Source organism: Mycobacterium sp. PS03-16 (genome assembly GCF_004570325.1).
Classification (GTDB): domain Bacteria; phylum Actinomycetota; class Actinomycetes; order Mycobacteriales; family Mycobacteriaceae; genus Mycobacterium.
Genome location: NZ_SPQO01000003.1, coordinates 44,599 through 64,506, shown reverse-complemented (window position 1 = coordinate 64,506; position 19,908 = coordinate 44,599). Strand labels below are relative to the sequence as shown.

The 19,908-nt window shown below is 70.1% G+C and carries 17 protein-coding genes and 1 pseudogene; 7 read left to right on the top strand and 11 right to left on the bottom strand.

The genetic code is table 11. The features are described 5' to 3' along the window. The 3 genes and pseudogenes from E4P42_RS03420 (at position 1) to E4P42_RS03410 (ending at position 3,557) form a co-directional block, all read left to right on the top strand. A complete protein-coding gene (locus tag E4P42_RS03420) occupies positions 1-753 on the top strand; it encodes a DUF4191 domain-containing protein (protein ID WP_135123031.1) in 753 nt (250 codons plus the stop codon). Positions 754-833: 80 nt separating this feature from the next. Then, entirely contained in the window at positions 834-2,663 is a 1,830-nt protein-coding gene (locus E4P42_RS03415) for an amidohydrolase (protein ID WP_167759338.1), read from the top strand. Positions 2,664-2,776: 113 nt separating this feature from the next. Beyond that, positions 2,777-3,557 (top strand): annotated as a pseudogene (locus E4P42_RS03410) (hypothetical protein). Positions 3,558-3,614: 57 nt separating this feature from the next. On the opposite strand, the gene E4P42_RS03405 reads toward E4P42_RS03410, so the two are convergent. Further along, positions 3,615-4,091 carry an RDD family protein gene (locus E4P42_RS03405; protein ID WP_135123029.1) on the bottom strand — a complete coding sequence of 159 codons (477 nt, stop codon included), beginning with the start codon at positions 4,089-4,091 and terminating at the stop codon, positions 3,615-3,617. 150 nt (positions 4,092-4,241) lie between these two features. Between E4P42_RS03405 and glnA (E4P42_RS03400) the strand changes: the two genes are divergently transcribed. The 3 genes from glnA (E4P42_RS03400) to E4P42_RS03390 all read left to right on the top strand — a co-directional run bounded on the left by glnA (E4P42_RS03400) (position 4,242) and on the right by E4P42_RS03390 (position 6,747). After that, positions 4,242-5,678 (top strand): type I glutamate--ammonia ligase, encoded by a 1,437-nt coding sequence (glnA, locus tag E4P42_RS03400; RefSeq protein ID WP_135123027.1) that lies wholly within the window; start codon positions 4,242-4,244, stop codon positions 5,676-5,678. Positions 5,679-5,743: 65 nt separating this feature from the next. Continuing rightward, entirely contained in the window at positions 5,744-6,175 is a 432-nt protein-coding gene (gene dtd / locus E4P42_RS03395) for a D-aminoacyl-tRNA deacylase (protein ID WP_135123025.1), read from the top strand. Between the two features lie 32 nt (positions 6,176-6,207). Continuing rightward, a complete protein-coding gene (locus E4P42_RS03390; RefSeq protein WP_135123023.1) occupies positions 6,208-6,747 on the top strand; it encodes a DoxX family protein in 540 nt (179 codons plus the stop codon). On the opposite strand, the gene E4P42_RS03385 is transcribed toward E4P42_RS03390, so the two are convergent. From E4P42_RS03385 to E4P42_RS03345, 9 genes are read right to left on the bottom strand one after another with little or no spacing between them, the layout of a single operon-like run. Next, positions 6,744-7,223, bottom strand: a complete 480-nt coding sequence (locus E4P42_RS03385) for a nuclear transport factor 2 family protein (RefSeq protein ID WP_135123021.1) — start codon at positions 7,221-7,223, stop codon at positions 6,744-6,746. The genes E4P42_RS03390 and E4P42_RS03385 overlap by 4 nt on opposite strands. Positions 7,224-7,264: 41 nt before the next feature. Further along, entirely contained in the window at positions 7,265-8,128 is an 864-nt protein-coding gene (locus E4P42_RS03380) for a TIGR03619 family F420-dependent LLM class oxidoreductase (protein WP_135123019.1), read from the bottom strand. Then, positions 8,125-8,760, bottom strand: coding sequence for a PaaI family thioesterase (locus E4P42_RS03375; RefSeq protein WP_135123017.1), 636 nt, complete (start codon positions 8,758-8,760; stop codon positions 8,125-8,127). The genes E4P42_RS03380 and E4P42_RS03375 overlap by 4 nt, the downstream gene beginning before the upstream one ends. Before the next feature lie 9 nt (positions 8,761-8,769). Then, positions 8,770-11,730, bottom strand: coding sequence for a bifunctional [glutamine synthetase] adenylyltransferase/[glutamine synthetase]-adenylyl-L-tyrosine phosphorylase (locus tag E4P42_RS03370; protein WP_135123015.1), 2,961 nt, complete (start codon positions 11,728-11,730; stop codon positions 8,770-8,772). Between the two features lie 25 nt (positions 11,731-11,755). Beyond that, positions 11,756-13,096: a type I glutamate--ammonia ligase gene (gene glnA, locus E4P42_RS03365; protein ID WP_135123013.1), complete on the bottom strand. Its 1,341-nt coding sequence runs from the start codon at positions 13,094-13,096 to the stop codon at positions 11,756-11,758. 52 nt (positions 13,097-13,148) lie between these two features. Next, positions 13,149-14,669, bottom strand: coding sequence for an alpha/beta hydrolase (locus tag E4P42_RS03360; protein WP_135123011.1), 1,521 nt, complete (start codon positions 14,667-14,669; stop codon positions 13,149-13,151). Positions 14,670-14,728: 59 nt separating this feature from the next. Then, positions 14,729-15,175 carry a GNAT family N-acetyltransferase gene (locus E4P42_RS03355; RefSeq protein WP_245233869.1) on the bottom strand — a complete coding sequence of 149 codons (447 nt, stop codon included), beginning with the start codon at positions 15,173-15,175 and terminating at the stop codon, positions 14,729-14,731. Then, positions 15,166-16,683, bottom strand: coding sequence for an alpha/beta hydrolase (locus E4P42_RS03350; protein WP_209305682.1), 1,518 nt, complete (start codon positions 16,681-16,683; stop codon positions 15,166-15,168). The genes E4P42_RS03355 and E4P42_RS03350 overlap by 10 nt, the downstream gene beginning before the upstream one ends. A 47-nt stretch (positions 16,684-16,730) precedes the next feature. Further along, a complete protein-coding gene (locus E4P42_RS03345) occupies positions 16,731-18,122 on the bottom strand; it encodes a wax ester/triacylglycerol synthase family O-acyltransferase (RefSeq protein WP_135123005.1) in 1,392 nt (463 codons plus the stop codon). A gap of 159 nt (positions 18,123-18,281) precedes the next feature. Here E4P42_RS03345 and panB point away from each other — a divergent pair, with 159 nt between their 5' ends. Beyond that, a complete protein-coding gene (panB, locus tag E4P42_RS03340) occupies positions 18,282-19,130 on the top strand; it encodes a 3-methyl-2-oxobutanoate hydroxymethyltransferase (protein WP_135123003.1) in 849 nt (282 codons plus the stop codon). On the opposite strand, the gene E4P42_RS03335 is transcribed toward panB, so the two are convergent. Continuing rightward, positions 19,127-19,906, bottom strand: a complete 780-nt coding sequence (locus tag E4P42_RS03335; RefSeq protein WP_135123001.1) for an enoyl-CoA hydratase/isomerase family protein — start codon at positions 19,904-19,906, stop codon at positions 19,127-19,129. The two genes, panB and E4P42_RS03335, sit on opposite strands and share 4 nt — an antisense overlap. Between the last annotated feature and the right edge of the window lie 2 nt (positions 19,907-19,908).

The following is a 19,908-nucleotide window of genomic DNA, read 5'->3' as shown; positions in this document are numbered from 1 at the left end:
ATGGCGAAGACCCGCAAACCCGCCGCGAACAAGGCCGCCAAGGCCGAGGCGAAGGCCGCCCGCAAGGCCGCGTCAAAACAGCGCCGCAGTCAGCTGTGGCAGGCGTTCCAGATCCAGCGCAAAGAGGACAAGCGCCTGCTGCCATACATGATCGGCGCGTTCGTGCTCATCGTCGCGGCGTCGGTGGCGGTCGGTGTCCTGGCCGGCGGGTTCACCCCGTACGTGCTGATCCCACTGGGCGTGGTGCTCGGCGTGCTGGTGGCGTTCATCGTGTTCGGCCGGCGGGCACAGAAGTCGGTGTACCGCAAGGCCGAAGGGCAGACCGGCGCCGCGGCGTGGGCGCTGGACAACCTGCGCGGCCGCTGGCGGGTGACGCCCGGTGTGGCGGCCACCGGGAACTTCGACGCCGTGCACCGGGTCATCGGCCGGCCCGGGGTCATCTTCGTCGGTGAGGGCTCGCCGGGTCGCGTGAAACCGCTGCTGGCGCAGGAGAAGAAACGCACTGCCCGCCTGGTGGGCGACGTGCCGATCTACGACGTCGTCGTCGGCAACGGTGAGGGCGAGGTCCCGCTGGCCAAGCTGGAGCGCCACCTCAACAAGCTCCCGGCCAACATCACCGTCAAGCAGATGGACGCGCTCGAGTCGCGGCTCGCCGCGCTCGGCACCAAGGTCGGGCCCGCGGCGATGCCCAAGGGGCCGATGCCCAACGCCGCCAAGATGCGCGGCATTCAGCGCACCGTGCGCCGGCGCTGACGGCGCGCCGGGGACGCACCCTGGCCCTCTGTTCGGCATACTCACCCCGTTGACGACCGCGTCAACAGGGGGGACTCCACATGTGCACTGCGTGTGACTGGGCGCCGCACTTCGTCGCCTTCGGCGGGCGGTCCAGCCGCCGCACTGTGCTGCGGGCTGCCGCCGCTGCGGCGATCGCCGCGACCACGGCCGCCGCGTGTTCGGCGGCGCCCCAATCGACATCCCGGTCGCCGGCACCGCAGAGCAGCCCGTCCCCCGGTGACGAGCACGCCGACGTCGTGTTCCGCAACGGTCGCGTCTACACCGTCGCCGGCCCGCAGCCGTGGGCGCAGGCCGTCGCGGTCAAGGGCAGCACCATCGCCCACGTCGGGGACGACGCCGGTGCGATGGCGCTGGCCGGCCCGGACACCAGGGTGATCGATCTCGGCGGCAAGCTGCTGATGCCGGGCTTCGTCGAGGGGCACACCCACCCGTTCCTCGGGTCGTTCCTCACCTCCGGTGTCGACCTGCAGCTGCCCACCCTCGCCGACGCGCTCGGCGCCATCGAGGCGTATGCCAAAGACCATCCGGACGGCGCGATCCGCGGATTCGGCTGGCGCGTGGACATGTTCGGGCCCGAGGGCCCCACCCGTGCCGACCTGGACCGCATCCTTCCCGACCGGCCCGCGTTCTTCTTCGCCATCGACGGGCACAGCCTGTGGGCCAACAGCAAGGCGCTCGACATGGCCGGGGTGGACCGCGACACCCCCGATCCGGTGCCGGGGTTCAGCTACTACGCCCGCGACGCGAACGGCGACCCGACCGGCTACATCCTCGAGGTGAACGCGGTCCTGGGCATCGTCAACGCCGTCGAGCCGATCTCCCCGGAGAACATGGGCACGCTGATGGAGGCGTGGGCGCCGAAGGCGTCGGCGGCCGGCATCACGTCGGTGTTCGACGCGGGCGTACCGCCGATCGGCGACGATCAGGCCGCGCTGCTGCGCCTCTACACCGACGCCGAGGCCCGCGGCGTGCTGCCGTTCCGGGTCGTCGCGTCGTACTCGGTGCGGTCGACGCCCATCGACGGCGCCGTGGCGAACTTCGAGGCAATCCGGCGTGAGGTGTCCGGTGAGCTGGTGTCGGTCGACGTCGTCAAGATCATCGGCGACGGCACCCAGGGCGGGTACACCGCCTGGCTGATCGCACCGTACGCCGACAAGCCGGACTCCACGGGCGGGTCGCCGTTCACCGAGGAGCAGTGGCACACGCTCGTCGGAGCCGTCGACGCGGCGGGCTACGACGTGCACATCCACGCCTGCGGTGAGCGCACCGCACGGGTCGGCCTGGACGCCATCGAGCGGGCGATGGCCGCCAACCCGCCGCGCGACCGCCGCCACGCCGTCGCCCACCTGGTGTTCGTCGAGGACAGCGACAATCCGCGGTTCGGGCAGCTCGGCGTCACCGCGCAGTTCTCGGCGAACTGGATGTCGGCCGATCCGGACACGCTGCAGAACATGGCCGCCCGCTACGGGGCGCCGCGCAAAGACCTGATGTACCGGCCGCAGGCGGTGCTGAAGTCGGGTGGACGCATCTCGCTGGGCACCGACTGGCCTGCGGCCGGCTACTTCTCGACCTACAAGCCGCTCGACTCCGTCCAGATCGGCGTCACGCGCCGGCTCGTCGGCGAGCGCGACGCGCCGGTGCTCGCACCCGCCGACGAGCGGCTGTCGGTCGCCGAGGCGGTGCACGCGAACACCCTCGGCGCGGCCTACCAGATCCGCATGGACGACCGGGTCGGGTCGGTCGAGGTCGGCAAGCTCGCCGACCTGATCGTGCTGGACCACAACATCTTCGAGATCGACCCGCACGACATCCACGCCGCCCAGGTCACGATGACGATGATGAACGGCGAGTTCCGCCACGAGGTCTAGCGCCGCTACGCGCCGAACGTGAGCTGGTGCACGAGTTTCGGCCGGATTCTCGAACACAAGCTCACATTCGGTGCAGGCGCAACCGGCGCGGGCAGCAATGCCGTCTCAACTGGGTGCAGTGGCCCTTCCTCGGCAGCGAGGCCTTGGCGACCGGAGTCGTCAACCGGGTACCAGCTGGCGAGGTCCCACGATGCGCTGTTCCGCAACGTGTACGTGCCAAAGGGACAGGCGGTGACGCCCGTCGACAAGGCGATCGGCGCATGGCTGTGGTCCGGCCGGCGTGCCACCGCCGCGGGTCCCTCGGCGGCGGCGCTGCACGGCGCCAAGTGGATCGACGCGTCACTGCCCGCCGAACTCAACCAGGCCAGTCGGCACCGGACCGACGGCATCCTGTTGCACAGCGACACCTTGCCCGCCGACGAGGTCTGCCTCTTGAGGGGCGTCCCGGCAACGAGCCGGCGCGGACCGCGTTCGACCTCGGCCGCCGAAAAGGTATGACGATCGCCGTGATCCGGATCGATGCGCTGCGGCAGGCCACCCGGCTGCGCGTCGAGGACGTCGACACACTGGTCGAGCGCCACCGCGGTGCGCGCGGCATCGCTCGCCCTACGTCGAGCTCTGAGGTTGTCGGCTGCCGGAGCCGACTCACCGCAGGAAACCCGCACGCGGCTGGTCCTCACCGCTGCGGCGCTCCGGCCGACGCACGACGGGCCGCAACACTGGACCGACCCCGACGTCCGCAACCGCGACCTCGAGCGGCGCGCCCGACTCGCAGCGCTCGGCTGGCGGATCGTCCACGTCAATGCCGAGATGCTGCGCTACCGGCCGGCGGTCATCGTGGGGCGGACGGAGGCGGCGCTGCAGGACGCGGGGGCTGACCTACGCCGAACGTGAGGTTGTGCACGAGTTCGGCCGTAATCTCGAACACAAACTCACGTTCGGCAACCAGTTCTAGCGCCGCACCACCGCGGTCTTGGTCGCCAGGTCGTGCAGCCCGCGCAGGTCGGAGTCGGTGAACAGCGCCGGGATCACGAGCATGATCAGCAGTCCGCGGACCACCGCCCGGCCCAGCCCGACGTGCATGCGCTCATCCATCGACACCACGGTGAGCCCCAGCGCGAGTTGACCGGGGGTGAAGCCGAACAGGCGCACCGAGGCCACACCGATGACGAACCACAGCGCCAGGATCGCGGTGGACATCACGCCCATCGAGATCAGCCCGAACGTCATGGCCAGCGCGGCCAGTCCGTAGCCGATGAACCAGTCGATCAGCATCGCGGCCACCCGCCGCCCGAACCTGGCGATGGACCCCGGTCCCTGGTCGGGCAGGCCGAGCCGATGGCCCGGATACTCATTCGGTGGTTGGCCCGGGCCGCCGTCACGATTGGATTCGGGACCGGACAGCCAGGACCCGATCGCGCGGGCCATACTCATCAGGATAGGTGGACCATCTCCCGGTGCCGCCGCCGCACGTGCACGGACATGCCCGTAACGTCGGCGCAACATTCGGTTGACGACCGCGCAACATCGTGTCCCTAGCGTCAACGCGCGGGTTACCAGTAAAGGAGAAAACCGAAAGTGGCAGAAAAGACGGCCGACGACATCATCAAGCTGATCAAGGACGAATCCGTCGAGTACGTCGACATTCGCTTCTGCGATCTGCCCGGCGTCGTCCAGCACTTCTCGATCCCGGCCTCGGCGTTCGACGAGAGCGTCTTCGAAGACGGCCTGGCGTTCGACGGCTCGTCGGTCCGCGGCTTCCAGTCGATTCACGAATCGGACATGATGCTGCTGCCGGATCCCGAGACGGCGCGCATCGACCCGTTCCGGGCGGCCAAGACGCTGAACATGAACTTCTTCGTCCACGACCCGTTCACCCGTGAGGCGTACTCGCGCGACCCGCGCAACGTGGCCCGCAAGGCCGAGAACTACCTGGTCAGCACCGGCATCGCCGACACCGCGTACTTCGGTGCCGAGGCCGAGTTCTACATCTTCGACTCGGTGGCGTTCGACTCGAAGATGAACGGCACCTTCTACGAGGTCGACTCGGTGTCGGGTTGGTGGAACAGCGGCGAGCCGCTGGAGGCCGACGGCAGCCCCAACCGCGGCTACAAGGTGCGTCCCAAGGGTGGCTACTTCCCCGTCGCCCCGTACGACCACTACGTGGACCTGCGCGACCAGATGGCGACCAACCTGACCAACGCGGGCTTCGTCCTGGAGCGCGGCCACCACGAGGTCGGCACCGCAGGCCAGGCCGAGATCAACTACAAGTTCAACACCATGCTGCACGCGGCCGACGATGTGCTGCTGTTCAAGTACATCATCAAGAACACCGCCTGGCAGGCCGGCAAGACCGTCACGTTCATGCCCAAGCCGCTGTTCGGTGACAACGGCTCCGGCATGCATGCCCACCAGTCGCTGTGGAAGGACGGCCAACCGCTGTTCCACGACGAGTCCGGCTACGCGGGCCTGTCCGACGTCGCCCGCCACTACATCGGCGGCATCCTGCACCACGCGCCGTCGCTGCTGGCGTTCACCAACCCGACGGTGAACTCCTACAAGCGCCTGGTGCCGGGCTACGAGGCCCCGATCAACCTGGTGTACAGCCAGCGCAACCGCTCGGCGTGCGTGCGTATCCCGATCACCGGCAACAACCCGAAGGCCAAGCGCCTCGAGTTCCGCTGCCCGGACAGCTCGGGCAACCCGTACCTGGCGTTCGCGGCGATGCTGATGGCCGGCATCGACGGCATCAAGCGCAAGCTCGAGCCGCAGGCGCCGATCGACAAGGACCTCTACGAGCTGCCGCCGGACGAGGCCGCCAGCATCCCGCAGGCGCCCACCTCGCTGGCCGCGGTCATCGACAAGCTCGAGGAGGACCACGAGTACCTCACCGAGGGCGGCGTGTTCACCGAGGACCTGATCGAGACCTGGATCTCCTACAAGCGGGAGAACGAGATCATGCCCGTGCAGATCCGGCCTCACCCGTACGAGTTCGCGCTGTACTACGACGTGTAAGTCGGCGCAGCAGTGAAGGGCCGGGTGGCGTTCGCGCCGCCCGGCCCTTTCGCTTGGATGGGGCCATGCGGGTTCTGGTGCAGCGGGTGTCGTCGGCGCGGGTGACGGTCGACGGTGAGGTGGTCGGCGAGATCTCGCCGGACGGGCAGGGCCTGTTGGCCCTGGTCGGCGTGACCCACACCGACGACGCCGACACCGCGCGCCGCCTGGCCGACAAGATGTGGCGGCTGCGGATCCTCGACGGTGAGCGCAGCGCGTCGGACACCGACGCACCCGTGCTGGTGGTCAGCCAGTTCACGCTCTACGCCAACACCGAGAAGGGCCGCCGCCCGTCGTGGAACGCCGCCGCCCCGGGGCCGGTCGCCGAACCGCTCGTCGACGCCTTCAGCGACGCACTGCGCGGATTCGGCGCCGATGTGCGAACGGGAGTGTTCGGCGCGGATATGAAAGTGGAACTGGTCAACGACGGTCCGGTAACGGTGCTGCTCGAGCTGTGAACATCTTGGACGTTCCCGCGTAGCCTCAGGCCATGGCGACCACTTTCGACGCTCGGATGGCGAATTACTCCTCGCCCCTGCTGAGTCTGTTCCGCATCGTCGCCGGGCTGCTGTTCGCGTTGCACGGCTCGGCGAAACTGTTCGGCTGGCCGACCGGTGAGCCGATTCCGATGGGCACCTGGCCGTTCTGGTGGGCCGGGCTGATCGAACTCGTCGCAGGTCTGCTGATCGCGGTCGGGTTGTTCACCCGGATCGCCGCGTTCATCGCCTCCGGTGAGATGGCGGTGGCGTACTTCTGGAAGCACTGGCCGCCGCTGGACGGGCCGGCGGCGAGCTTCTGGCCGATGGAGAACGGCGGCGAGCCGGTGCTGCTGTTCTGCTTCGGCTTCCTCGCCATCGCCGGGCTGGGCGCCGGCGCCTGGTCGGTCGACGCGCGGCGCCGGTCGCGGGTCGGCGGCGGCGTGGCCCAGAACCGGGTGGTGACGGGCACCGCGGCACCGGCCGGGTACGCCACGGGTCAGCCGGTGCGCCGGGGCGGGCTGCTCAGCCGGTTCCGCCGCCCGCGCTACTAGAGCCCGAGGTCCGACAACGACGGGTAGTCGTCGGGCCGGCGGCCGAGCGGCCAGTGGAAGAGCCGCTCATCGTCGTCGATCGCCAGGTCGTTGATCGACGCATGCCGCACCGCCATCAGCCCGTGCTCGTCGAACTCCCAGTTCTCGTTGCCGTACGAGCGGAACCACTGGCCGTTGTCGTCGTGGCTCTCGTAGGCGAAGCGGACGGCGATGCGGTTGCCGTCGAACGCCCACAGCTCCTTGATCAGCCGGTAGTCCAATTCCCGGCGCCACTTGCGGGTCAGCAGCGCGACGATCTCCTCGCGTCCGGTCGCGAATTCGTCGCGGTTACGCCACTTGCTGTCGACGGTGTACGCGGGTGCGACACGTTCGGGGTCGCGGGTGTTCCACGCGTCCTCAGCGAGGCGCACCTTCTCCGCCGCGGTCTCGCGGGTGAACGGTGGTAGCGGCGGACGGGCAGGGTGTTCTGTGGCCATGACCGGTCAAACACGCCGGGCGGGCGACGTCATCCCGCCGGTCAGCCGCCGTCGAGACCGAGGTCCTTGCGGAACCGCTTCATCCCGTCGATCTTCTCGGCCACGGTGGCGTCGGCGCCGGTGTAGAACATCCACGGCATCGTGAGGATATGGGTGATCCCGGCCGCCTCGGCACGGTCGTAGTCGGCACGCACGACTGCGTCGGTCAGCGGCGTGAGGATCGTGAAGTCGTCGAGTGAACGCCCTGCGGCCGAACGCAACTCGCGCAGCCGCTCGGCGGCCGCGATGGCCTGGTCGGTGGTGATCAGGTCGCCGATCCAGCCGTCGTTGCGCGCGGCGCGGCGCAGCGCCACGTCGGACAGGCCGCCGACGTAGACCGGGATGTGCGGCGGGCTCGGCTCCATCTCCAGCCGCGGCGTCGGATAGTTCTCGCCGTCGAAGTCGGTCCACCCCGGCTGCCACAGTGCCCGGAACAGGTCGAGCATCTCGTCGGTGCGCTTCCCACGACCGGCGAAGCGCTGGCCCATCAGCGCGAACTCCTCTTCACACCAGCCGACGCCGACGCCGAGTTCGACGCGTCCGCCGCAGAGGTAGGCCGCGGTGCCGATCGCCTTGGCGGCGGAGTACGGGTCGCGCATCGCGGGGATGTAGACCGTGGTGACGAACCGCACCCGGGTGGTCACCTGCCCCAGCGCGCCGACGAGCACCCAGGGATCGGGCCAGTGCGTGAACGGTTTCCAGCGGCGTTGGCCGTCACGGGTGTAGGGGTACGGCGTCGCGAGCGTCTCGAGGTTCACCACGTGGTCCGGGATACCCAGGCCGTCGTAGCCGAGTTCGTCTGCGGCGCGGGCGATCTCGACGACCTCGCGGCCGTCGAGGAACGCCAGGCTGACGTAGAACTTCATCCAGCGTCCCGGGCCCAGGCCGGCATGATGAACACGCCCTCGGCCTCGACGGTCACCCCGTCGGCGTCGCTGAGCTCACCGCGGGCGAAGGTCTTGATGCCCTCGGTGCGGTCGATCCACGCCTCGGCGCGCAACTCCCCCAGTGGGGTCCCGCGCAGGTAGCGCAGCGTGATCGTGCCGGTGAACAGCGGTTTGGTCAGCCCGTCGCTGGCCGCCTCGCCGAGGATGTGGTCGAGGACCAGCGCGCAGATGCCGCCGTGCACGAGTTTCGGCGGGCCCTCGTAGGCGGCGCCGAGGGTGAAGTCGCTGACCCAGCGACCGTCGCCGGTGTGCTCGATGCGCATGGGCGGCGCGATCGCATTACGCAGTCCCACGGCCGGATTCGCCCACGCCAGCGGGCGACCCGTCTCGGCGTGGCGCAGCACGTGGGTGCGCTGGTGGGTCCGATCGGTCAGCGTGGCGGTGACGGCCTCGATCGCACGTTGCGCGGCGCCGATCGTCTCGTCGTCCACGCCCGTGCGCACGCCGGCGTCGATGAGGTCGCGGATCGCCTGGGTCAGCGGTTCGTACATGCCGCGCAACCGGTCGTACTCCTCGGTGCCGATGACGTCGAACGGCCACTCGACGCTCATGCGCCTCCCTTACTCACCGAACACCTTGCGCACAACGGTCTTCGCCCGCCGCGTCACCCGCAGGTAGTTGTCGAGGAACTCGCCGCCGTCGTCGCTGCTCCACCCCGCGGCGACGGCGACCGCGTTGAGCTGGCGGCCCGGGCCGGGCAGCTGGTCGGTGGGCTTGCCGCGCACCAGCACCAGCGCGTTGCGGGCGCGCGTGGCGGTGAGCCAGGCCTGGCGCAGCAGGTCGACGTCGCCCTCGGCGATCAGCTCGGCGGCGCCGATCGCGTTGAGTGCCTCCAGCGTCGAGGTGGTGTGCAGCGCGGGCACCCTGTGCGCGTAGCGCAGCTGCATCAGCTGGACGGTCCACTCGATGTCGGCCAGCCCGCCGCGGCCGAGCTTGGTGTGGGTGTTCGGATCGGCGCCGCGCGGCAACCGCTCGGCGTCCACCCTGGCCTTGATCCGGCGGATCTCCTGCACCGCGGCGGCGGAAACCCCGCCCGCCGGGTAGCGCGTGCGGTCGGCCATGAGCAGGAACCGTTCGCCGAGTTCCAGGTCGCCGGCCACCCGGTGTGCGCGCAGCAGCGCCTGCACCTCCCACGGCTGGGCCCACTGCGCGTAGTACGCCTCATAGGACGCCAGCGTGCGCACCAGCGGGCCGCTGCGGCCCTCCGGGCGCAGCCCGGTGTCGACCTCCAGCGGCGGGTCGGCGCTCGGCGTGCCGAGCAGTGCCCGGACCCGTTCGGCGATGCCGACCGCCCAGCGCACCGCGGCGGATTCGTCGGCGCCGTTGCAGGCTTCGCACACGAACATGACATCGGCGTCGGACCCGTAGCCGAGTTCGCGCCCGCCGAGACGGCCCATGCCGATCACCGCGATCCGCGCCGGCTGGCCGCCGTCGGGGGTGTTGGCCCGCATCACCGCGTCCAGCGCGGCCTGCAGCACCGCCACCCACACCGACGTCAGCCCCGCACAGACGTCGGGCACCTCGAGCATGCCGAGCAGATCCGCCGACGCGATGCGGGCCAGTTCACGGCGGCGCAGCGTGCGGGCGGCGGCGATGGCGCGGACCGGGTCGGCGTAGCGGCCCGACGAGGCGACGAGGGCGCGACAGATCGTCTCGGGGTCGGTGTCGAGCAGTTTGGGGCCCTGCGGTCCGTCGGCGTAGAGCTGGATCACCTCGGGTGCGCGCATCAGTAGGTCGGGCACGAACGCCGACGTGCCCAGCACCCGCATCAGCCGTTTGGCGACGGCGCCCTCGTCGCGCAGCGTGCCCAGGTACCACCGCTGGTCCCCCAGCGCCTCGCTGATACGGCGGTAGGCCAGCAGGCCGGCGTCGGGGTCGGGGGTGTCGGACAGCCAGTCCAGCAGCGTCGGCAGCAGCACCTGCTGCACCCGGCCGCGGCGGCCGCCCTGACCGGTCAGCGCGGCCAGATGCGTGAGCGCGCTCTGCGGCCCCTCGTAGCCCAGCGCGGCGAGCTGCCGTTCGGCGGCCTCGGTGCTCATCCCGGCGATACCGACGGTCGGCTGGCCGACCGATTCCAGCAGCGGCTGGTAGAAGAGCTTGGCGTGCAGCCGCGACACCCGCATGTTCTGCCGTTTGAGTTCCTCGCGCAGCACGCCCAGCGCGTCGTGCTGACCGTCGGGCCGCACGTGTGCGGCGCGCGCCAGCCAGCGCATCGCCTCGTCGTCGTCGGCCTCGGGCAGCATGTGGGTGCGTTTGAGCCGCTGCAGCTGCAGCCGGTGCTCAAGCAGCCGCAGGAACTCGTACGACGCGGTCATGTTGGCGGCGTCATCGCGGCCGACGTAGCCGCCGGCCCCGAGCGCGGCCAGCGCCTCGACGGTCGAGGCGACATGCAGTGAGGTGTCGTTGCGGCCGTGCACGAGTTGCAGTAACTGGACGGCGAATTCGACGTCGCGCAGGCCGCCGGTGCCGAGTTTGAGCTCACGGGCCCGCACCCCGGCGGGGACCAGTTCGACGACGCGGCGCCGCATCGCCTGCACCTCGGTCACGAAATCCTCACGCTCGCAAGCCTTCCAGACCATCGGCATGAGCGCGTCGAGGTATTCGCCACCCAGTTCGGCATCACCGGCCGCCGGCCGCGCCTTCATCAGCGCCTGAAACTCCCAGGTCTTGGCCCAGCGCTGGTAGTAGGCGACGTGGGAGTCCAGCGTGCGGACCAGCTGACCGTGTTTGCCCTCGGGCCGCAGCGCGGCGTCCACCTCGAAGAACGCGTCGGCGGCGAACCGCATCATCTCGCCGGCCACCCGGGTGGCGGTGGCATCGGCGGGTTCTGCGACGAAGATGACGTCGACATCGCTGACGTAGTTGAGCTCGCGGGCCCCGCACTTGCCCATCGCGATGACGGCGATCCTGGGCCGGTCGCCGTCGCCGCACACCGAGCGCATCGCGACGCGCAGCGCCCCCTCCAGCGCGGCGTCGGCCAGGTCGGACAGGTGCTGACCGACCGTGGGGAACGGCAGCACCGGCTCGTTCTCCACCGTCGGGGCGACGTCGAGCGCGGCCAGCACCAGCATCCGGTCCCGGTAGCGGGTGCGCATCGGCGCCATGACTCCGCGGGCGTCCGCGGCGGATTCGGCGAGGGCGACGAACTCGTCGCGCAGCGCCCCGGCGCTCGGCAATTCGACCCGGCCGGCCAGCAACCGCCACGTCTCGGGATGGGCGACCATGTGGTCGCCCAGCGCGACAGATGAACCGAGGACGGCGAACAGCCGCCCTCGCAACGCGGTGTCGGTCAGCAGCGAACGGTCGAGGTCGCCCCAGCCGTCGCCGAGCGCCTCGGCCAGCCGCACCATGGTGTGCAGGGCGGTGTCGGCGTCGGGCGCCCGGGACAGCGACCACAGCAGTTCGACGTGGCGGTCGGTGGTCCAGCCCAGCCGGTCGAGGTGGGCGGGCGCCTGCTGGTCGACCAGCCCGAGCCGGCCCACACTGGGCAGCTTGGGGCGCTCGGTCGCGGGTTTTGCCACGGTCCGACGGTATCGCGCGGCTCGGCTACAGCGACAGGTAGGCCTTGAGCTCGAACGGAGTGACGTTGCTGCGGTAGGTCTCCCACTCGGCGCGCTTGTTACGCAGGAAGTAGTCGAACACGTGCTCGCCGAGGGCTTCGGCGACCAGTTCGGAGTTCTCCATCTCCGCGAGTGCGGCGCCGAGGCTGCCCGGCAGCTCCTTATAGCCCATCGCCCGGCGCTCCTCGGGCGTCAGGCTCCACACGTTGTCCTCGGCCTGCGGGCCCAGCACGTAACCCTTCTCGACGCCGCGCAGGCCGGCGGCCAGCAGCACGGCGAAGGTCAGATACGGGTTGCAGGCCGAATCGGGGCTGCGCACCTCGACGCGGCGCGAGGAGGCCTTGCGTGGCGTGTACATCGGCACCCGCACCAGCGCCGAGCGGTTGGCCGCACCCCAGGACGCGGCAGTGGGTGCCTCGCCGCCGTGGACCAGTCGCTTGTAGGAGTTCACCCACTGGTTGGTGACGGCGCTGATCTCGTTGGCGTGCTCGAGGATTCCGGCGATGAACGACTTCGCGACGTCGGAGAGCTGCAGCGGGTCGTCGGGGCTGTGGAATGCGTTGGTGTCGCCCTCGAACAGGCTCATGTGCGTGTGCATGGCCGAGCCCGGGTGTTCGGCGAATGGTTTGGGCATGAACGACGCCCGGACCCCGTCGCCGAGCGCGACCTCCTTGACGACGTAGCGGAACGTCATCACGTTGTCGGCCATCGAGAGCGCGTCGGCGTAGCGCAGGTCGATCTCCTGCTGGCCGGGGGCGCCCTCGTGGTGGCTGAACTCGACCGAGATGCCCATCTGCTCCAGCGCGTCGATGGCGTGGCGGCGGAAGTTCGGCGCCGAATCGTGTACGGCCTGGTCGAAATAGCCGCCGTTGTCCGCGGGCACCGGCGGGGTGCCGTCGTCGGGTCCGGGCTTGAGCAGGAAGAACTCGATCTCGGGGTGGACGTAGCAGGAGAAGCCCAAATCGGATGCCTTGGCCAGCTGACGGCGCAGCACATGGCGCGAGTCCGCCCACGACGGGGATCCGTCGGGCATCGTGATGTCGCAGAACATGCGGGCCGAGTGGTGCTTCTTGGAGCTGTCGGCCCACGGCAGCACCTGGAAGGTGGAGGGATCGGGCCGGGCCACCATGTCGGCCTCCGAGACGCGGGCGAAGCCTTCGATCGCGGATCCGTCGAAGCCGATGCCCTCCTCGAACGCGCCCTCGAGTTCAGCGGGCGCGATCGCGACGGACTTGAGGTACCCGAGGACGTCCGTGAACCACAGCCGGACGAAGCGGATGTCGCGTTCTTCCAGCGTACGGAGCACGAATTCCTTCTGGCGATCCATGACCGCAGCGTAGGTTCCAGCTGTTAATTCTGTGTTACGTCGCTGCTAGCACCTAGCACGACAACCCGTTGGGCGGAACCACCCCGCCGGCCAGGAAGCCCACCACGGCGGTGTCCACGCACGCGTCGCCGTTGAACACCACGGTGTGCTGCTTGCCGTTGAACGTGATCAGCGAGGCGCCCATCTGCCGCGCCAGCGCGACGCCGGCCTCGTATGGCGTCGCCGGGTCGCCGGTGGTCGACACCACCACCACCTTGCCCGGTCCGGGTCCGGTGGCGGGCCGCGGCGCCGACGTCGGCGGCACCGGCCAGAACGCGCAGATGTCGCGCGGGGCGAACCCGGTGAAGGCGCCGTAGGACAGGAACGGTGCGACCTCGCGGATGCGCCGGTCGGCATCGGCCCACACCGCCGGATCGGTCGGGTACGGCGCGTCGACGCAGCGGATCGCGGTGAACGCGTCCTGCCGGTTGCCGTAGTGCCCGTTGGCGTCACGGCGCTGGTACTCGTCGGCCAGGGCCAACAGGTCGCCGGCGTCGGTGCCGCGCGCGAGCCCGAGCAGACCGCTGGTCAGGTAGGTCCAGTAGCGCGGGCTGTACAGCGCGTTGCCGGTCCCGGTGTTGGCGTCCTGATAGCTCAGCCCGCGCGGGTCGGAGGTGGGGGCCGGGCGGGCCACCAGCGGGTCGACCAACTGGTGGAAACGGGCAACGAACTGGGTGGGATCGGTGCCCAGCGGACACCCGGCCGACCGCGCGCAGTCGGTGGCGTAGGCGTCGAAGGCCCGCTGGAAACCCGCCATCTGGGAGATGTTCTCGGCGATCGGGTCCAGGCTGGGGTCGATCGCACCGTCGAGGACCATCGCCCGCACCCGGTCGGGGTACTGCTCGGCATAGGCCGCACCCAGTTCGGTGCCGTAGGAGAAGCCGAGGTAGTTGATCTGCTCCTCGCCGAGCGCGGCGCGCACCAGATCCATGTCGCGGGCGGCGTTCGCGGTGCCGACGCCGGCGAGGAAGTCCGCCCCCATCCGGTCGAGGCACTGCTGGGCCAGCTGCCGGTAGAGGCCTTCGATGTGCGCGACGCCGGCCGGGCTGTAGTCGGCCATCGGTTCCCGCCGCCAGGCGTCGAACTCGGCGTCGGTACGGCAGCGCAGCTGCGGGGTGGAGTGCCCGACGCCGCGCGGGTCGATGCCCACCAGGTCGAAGCGGCGGCCGATCTCGGTGCCGGCCAGCGCGGCGCCCATGCCCGCGACGGTGTTGACCGCCGACGCGCCCGGACCGCCCGGGTTCACCACCAGCACGCCGATCCGGTCGCCGCCGGCCGGCACCCGGATGACGGCGAGCTGGGCCTGCGCGCCGGCGGGCTGGTCGTAGTTCACCGGCACCGCGACGGTGCCGCACTGTGCGGTGGGAATCCGGCTGGTGTCGCTGAGGAATTGTTGACAGCTCCCCCACGCCGGCGGCGGGACCGCTCCGGTCGCGGGCGCTGCGCCGGCCTGGGCGGCAATGGCGCCCGAGACGGCGACCAACGCCAGCGCAGCCGCCATCGCCCGCCGCCCTACCCGCCACATGGCCAACATGGTCGCACGGGGTACGGCAGCGCGGCTGCGCTCGGGGGCAAACGGTGACCGGGCTGTGATCAGGCGTCGAGTTCGTAGGTCAGCCACGTCGACTTCTCGGCCCCGATCCCGTCGTAAAGTCGTTGAGCCACCGTGTTGTCCGGCGCGGTCTCCCACACCAGCTTCGCCGCGCCGCGCTCGGCGCACAGCGCGCGGCAGTGCGCGATCAGTGCCCGCCCGGTGCCGCCACCGCGGACGTCCGGCACGACGTAGAGATCGTTGAGCACACCGACCCGGGCCGCGTAGAGCGTCTGCCACGTCCAGTAGACGGTGGCGAATCCGACGGGGGTGTCGCCGTCGCGGGCGATCAGCTGCAGCCCCTCGCCCGGGTTGTCGAGCAGCGCGCGGATCAGCGCGCGCAGCGCGTCATCGGTCGGATCCACCCGGTAGAAGTCGCAGTAGGCCCGAAGCAGCGGCAGCAGCACGTCGACGTCGGCGGAGGTGACCGCCGAAATGCTCAGCGGCATCGGGTGTCCGGCGGCGGCACGGTCACGTCGATCAGGTACGTCGCGGCGATGTCGTCGACGCACGCGTTGCCCTGGAACACCACCGTGTGCTGGGTGCCCTCGAAGGTGACCAACGTGCCGCCGAGCTGGCGGGCCAGGTCCACACCGGCCTGATACGGCGTGGCGGGATCGTTGGTGGTGGACACGACCAGGATCGGCGGCAGGCCCTCGACCGAGATCTCGTGTGGCTCACTGGTCGGCGGCACCGGCCAGAACGCGCACGTACTCAACGGCGCGTGGCCGGTGAACTCGCCGTAGCTCATGAACGGCGCGACCTCACGCAGTTTGCGGTCCTGTTCGACGATCTTGTCGCGGTCGGTCACCGCGGGCCGGTCCACACAATTGACCGCGACGCGGGCGTCGGTCGAATTGTTGTAGTGGCCCTGGGCGTCTCGGCGCATGTAGAGGTCGGCCAGCGCCAGCATGGTGTCGCCCCGGCCGGCCTTCAGCTCGGTCAGGCCCTGGGTGAGGTAGCGCCACAGGCTCGGCGAGTACAGCGTCTGGATGGTCCCGACGATCGCGTCGCTGTAGCTCAGCCCGCGCGGGTCGTCGGTCTCGGCCGGCTCGTCCACCAGCGGGTCGACCAGGCTCTGGTAGACCTCGACGGCCTTGGCGGGATCGGTGCCCAGCGGGCAGTCGGGCTCCTTGGCGCAGTCGGCGGCGTAGTCGTTGAACGCGGTCTGGAAGGCGGCGGCCTGACGGATGTCGGCCTGCAGCGGGTCGGCGTTCGGGTCGACGGCGCCGTCGAGGATCATCGCGCGGATCTTGTCCGGGAAGTTCTCGGCGTAGGTGGCGCCGATCCGGGTGCCGTAGGAGTAGCCCAGGTAGGTCAGCTTCTCGTCACCGAGCGCTTCGCGGATCGAGTCGAGGTCCCTGGCCACGTTAACGGTGCCGACGTTGGCCAGGAACTCCTCACCGGTCTTGTCGACGCAGCGCTCGATGAACTCCTTGGTCTCGTTCTCGATGTACTCGACACCCTCGGGGGTGTAGTCCACCTGGGGGTCGGCGCGCAGCCGGTCGTTGTCCGCATCCGAGTTGCACCACACCGCGGGGGTCGAGGACGCGACCCCGCGCGGATCGAACCCGACGATGTCGAAGCGCTGCCGGACCGACTGCGGGATGGTCGAGAGCATCGACGCGGCCGCCTCGACACCCGACTCCCCCGGCCCACCCGGGTTGATGACCAGCGAGCCGATCCTGTCGCCGGTCGCCCGGAACCGGATCATCGCCAGCCGGGCCACGTCGCCGTCGGGCTCCTCGTAGTCGACCGGCACCGACAGCAAACCGCATTCCGCGCCGGCGGGGATCCGCGACTCGTCGGTCGGTCCGGCCGGCTGACACGGCGCCCACTGCACCGGCGTGCCGGGGCGGGGCACCGCGACCACCGCGCGACCGTCGACCACATTGCTGCACCCCGCGACAAGCGGCAGTGTGAACGCGGCCGCAACGATCCCGATCCCGAACCTCATGGCACCACATGCTGCCATGACCCCGCGTCGGCGCAGGCAAGCGGCGGTTACCGCGTCGCGTCGAGCAGTTCCTCGAGCGCGGGCGCGAAGTCGTCGGCCAGGTCCCACAGATCCGGCAACAGCTCGGGACACGACACGATGCCGACGTCCAATTTGCCGTTGAGCGACATCACCGTGATGTTCAGTCCCGCGCCGTGGAAGATCGGGCCGATCGGGTACATCGCCTTCACCTCGTTGCCGAGGTAGTACAGCGGCACCTGCGGGCCCGGCACATTCGACACCACGAGGTTGAGCACCGGACGCGCACCCGACAGCCGGCTGGCGGCGTACACCCGCATGGCGGTGCCGAACACCGCGGGCGCGGCGAACTGCGTCCAGTCCTGCAGCAGGGTGGCCCCGATCGCCGAACTGTGCTGCTTGGCCACCGAATTCGCGTCGGCGATGGCCTTGATCCGCTCCACCGGGTCCTCGATGTGGGTCTCCAGGCGCGAGAACATGCCCGAGACCTGGTTGCGCCCCGGCCGGTCGGAGCGGTCGTGCACCGACACCGGCACCATCGCGATCAGCGTGCCGTCGGGCAGCTGGCCGCGGTCGGCCAGGAACTTGCGCAACACGCCGGACACCAGCGCCATCACCACGTCGTTGAGTTTGACGCCGAAGTGGTTCTTCACCTTCTTGACGTCGTCGAGTTCGAGTTGGGCGAACGCGATGTTGCGGTGGCTGGAGACGTTGGCGTTGAACGGCGTCTGCGGCGCCGCGAACGGGGCGGCCATGGTCAGCCCGGAGCGGATGCGCTTGACCGTGTCGTAGACCGAGTTCAACGTGATCGGCACCGCGTTGACGAGTTTGAGCGGCCGGGTGGCGAACTTGACCGCACCGCTCACCGCGATCTCCAGCTGATTGCCGCCGCCGACGCCCTCGACCGGTTCGGGGTCGGGCGCGTCGGGTTCGGTGCTGCACAGCTGCGACATCAGGCTGGCGCCGGTGACACCGTCGACGGCGGCGTGATGCACCTTGGTCAGCACCACCAGCGTCCCGCCCTCGCGGGCGTCGGTGCCGTCGATGCCCTCGATGACCCACTTCTCCCACAGCGGGCGGGTGCGGTCCAGCGGCAGCGACGCGATGTGGCCGAGGATCTCGGCCAGCTCCCGGCGCCCGCCCGGGGCGGGCAGGCCGATGCGGTGCAGGTGCCGGTCGACGTCGAAGTCCTTGTCCTCCACCCACACCGGATGGTCCAGGTTGAACCGGCTGTCGGCGAGTTTCTCGCGAAACTGCGGCATGGACTCGATGCGCCGGGACAGCGCATCGCGCAACTTGTCGAAGGTGTAGCCGCCGGGCATCGAGGACGTGTCGAGCTCCAGGATCGAGCACACGTGCAAGAGTTGCTGCGCGGTCTCGAGGTAGAGGAAGCTGGCGTCGAGCCCGCTGAGCCGTTGCATGGGCGCCAGCGTATGTGCCAGGGCTGCCGATGTGAGCAAATCCACTCAACACGCCGTTCACTCGCGTGTGCCGGGGTGGCAGACTTGGTGGCGTCCGACGAACCCGGGGACCCCGCACGGGGCCACGAGGATCGAACCGACCACCCTCGAGGGACGACGATGTCTGAGCAGACTGTCTACGGCGCTGCGCGCGACGAGTCCGCCGCCAAGCCGCGCATCAAGGTTCGCACCACCCACCTGCAGAAGTGGAAGGCCGAAGGCCACAAGTGGGCGATGCTGACCGCCTACGACTACTCCACCGCCCGCGTATTCGACGACGCCGGTATCCCGGTGCTGCTGGTCGGCGACTCCGCCGCCAACGTCGTCTACGGCTACGACACCACGGTGCCGGTCACGATCGACGAACTCATCCCGCTGGTGCGGGGTGTGGTGCGCGGTGCGCCGCACGCACTGGTGGTGGCCGACCTGCCGTTCGGCAGCTACGAGGAGGGCCCCCGCCAGGCCCTCGCCACGGCCACCCGCTTCCTCAAGGAGACCGGTGCGCACGCGGTCAAGCTGGAGGGCGGTGAGCGGGTCGCCGAGCAGATCGCGACGCTGTCGGCGGCCGGCATCCCGGTCATGGCGCACATCGGGTTCACCCCGCAGAGCGTCAACGGTCTGGGCGGCTTCAAGGTCCAGGGCCGCGGCGACGCCGCCGACCAGACCATCGCCGATGCGATCGCCGTCTCCGAGGCCGGCGCGTTCGCGGTGGTCATGGAGATGGTGCCGGCCGAGCTGGCCACCCAGATCACCGGCAAGCTGACCATCCCCACCGTCGGCATCGGCGCGGGACCCAACTGCGACGGTCAGGTGCTGGTGTGGCAGGACATGGCCGGCATGACCAGTGGCAAGACCGCGAGGTTCGTCAAGCGCTTCGGTGACGTGGGTGCCGAATTGCGCCGTGCCGCAACGCTGTACGCCGACGAGGTGGCGGCCGGGTCGTTCCCGGCCGAGGAGCACAGCTTCTAGGCGAAGTCCGGGCGCCGCTTGGCCAGGAACGCGTCGACGCCTTCGCGGCCGTCGGGCGAGTCGGCGCGGCGGGCGATGGTCCGGCCTTCGAGTTCCATCTGGTCTTCGAGGCCGTTGCGCAGCGATTCCAGGAGCAGCGCCTTGACGGCGCCGTGCGAGGTCGCCGAGCCGCCGGCCAGCCTCTCGGCCAGCGCCCCGGCGCGGTCGGCGAGGTCGGCGTCGGGCACCACCTCGGTGATCAACCCCCACTGCACCGCCTCGGCGGCGGTCAACGTCCGGTTGGTCAGCATGAGCTCCTGGGCCCGGCGCATCCCCACCAGTCGGGGCAGGTGGTACGACGAGCTGCCGTCGGGGCTGAGCCCGACCCGGGTATAGGCCATGGTGAACGACGCCGACTCGGCGGCGAGCACCAGATCGCCGGTGATCGCCAGGCTGAACCCCGCGCCCGCCGCGGCGCCGTTGACGGCGGTGATCAGCACGGCGTCCATGCGGGCGAACGTCGAGATCGCCCGGTGCAGGTCGTCGGCGACGCCCTTGATGAAGCGGCCCCGGCTCGGCGCGGCCGCGAAGGCCTTCAAATCGCCGCCGGCACAGAAGAACCGGCCGGATCCGGTGAGCACCACGACTTTCGTCGCCGGGGTGTCGCAACGCGCGGCGACGTCGGCCAGTTCGGCGGTCATGGCGTCGTTCATGCCGTTCGCCGCGTCCGGACGGTCCAGCGTGATCCGCGCAACGGGGCCCGACTGGTCGAACGCAATGGTGTCGTAGTCGCTCACAC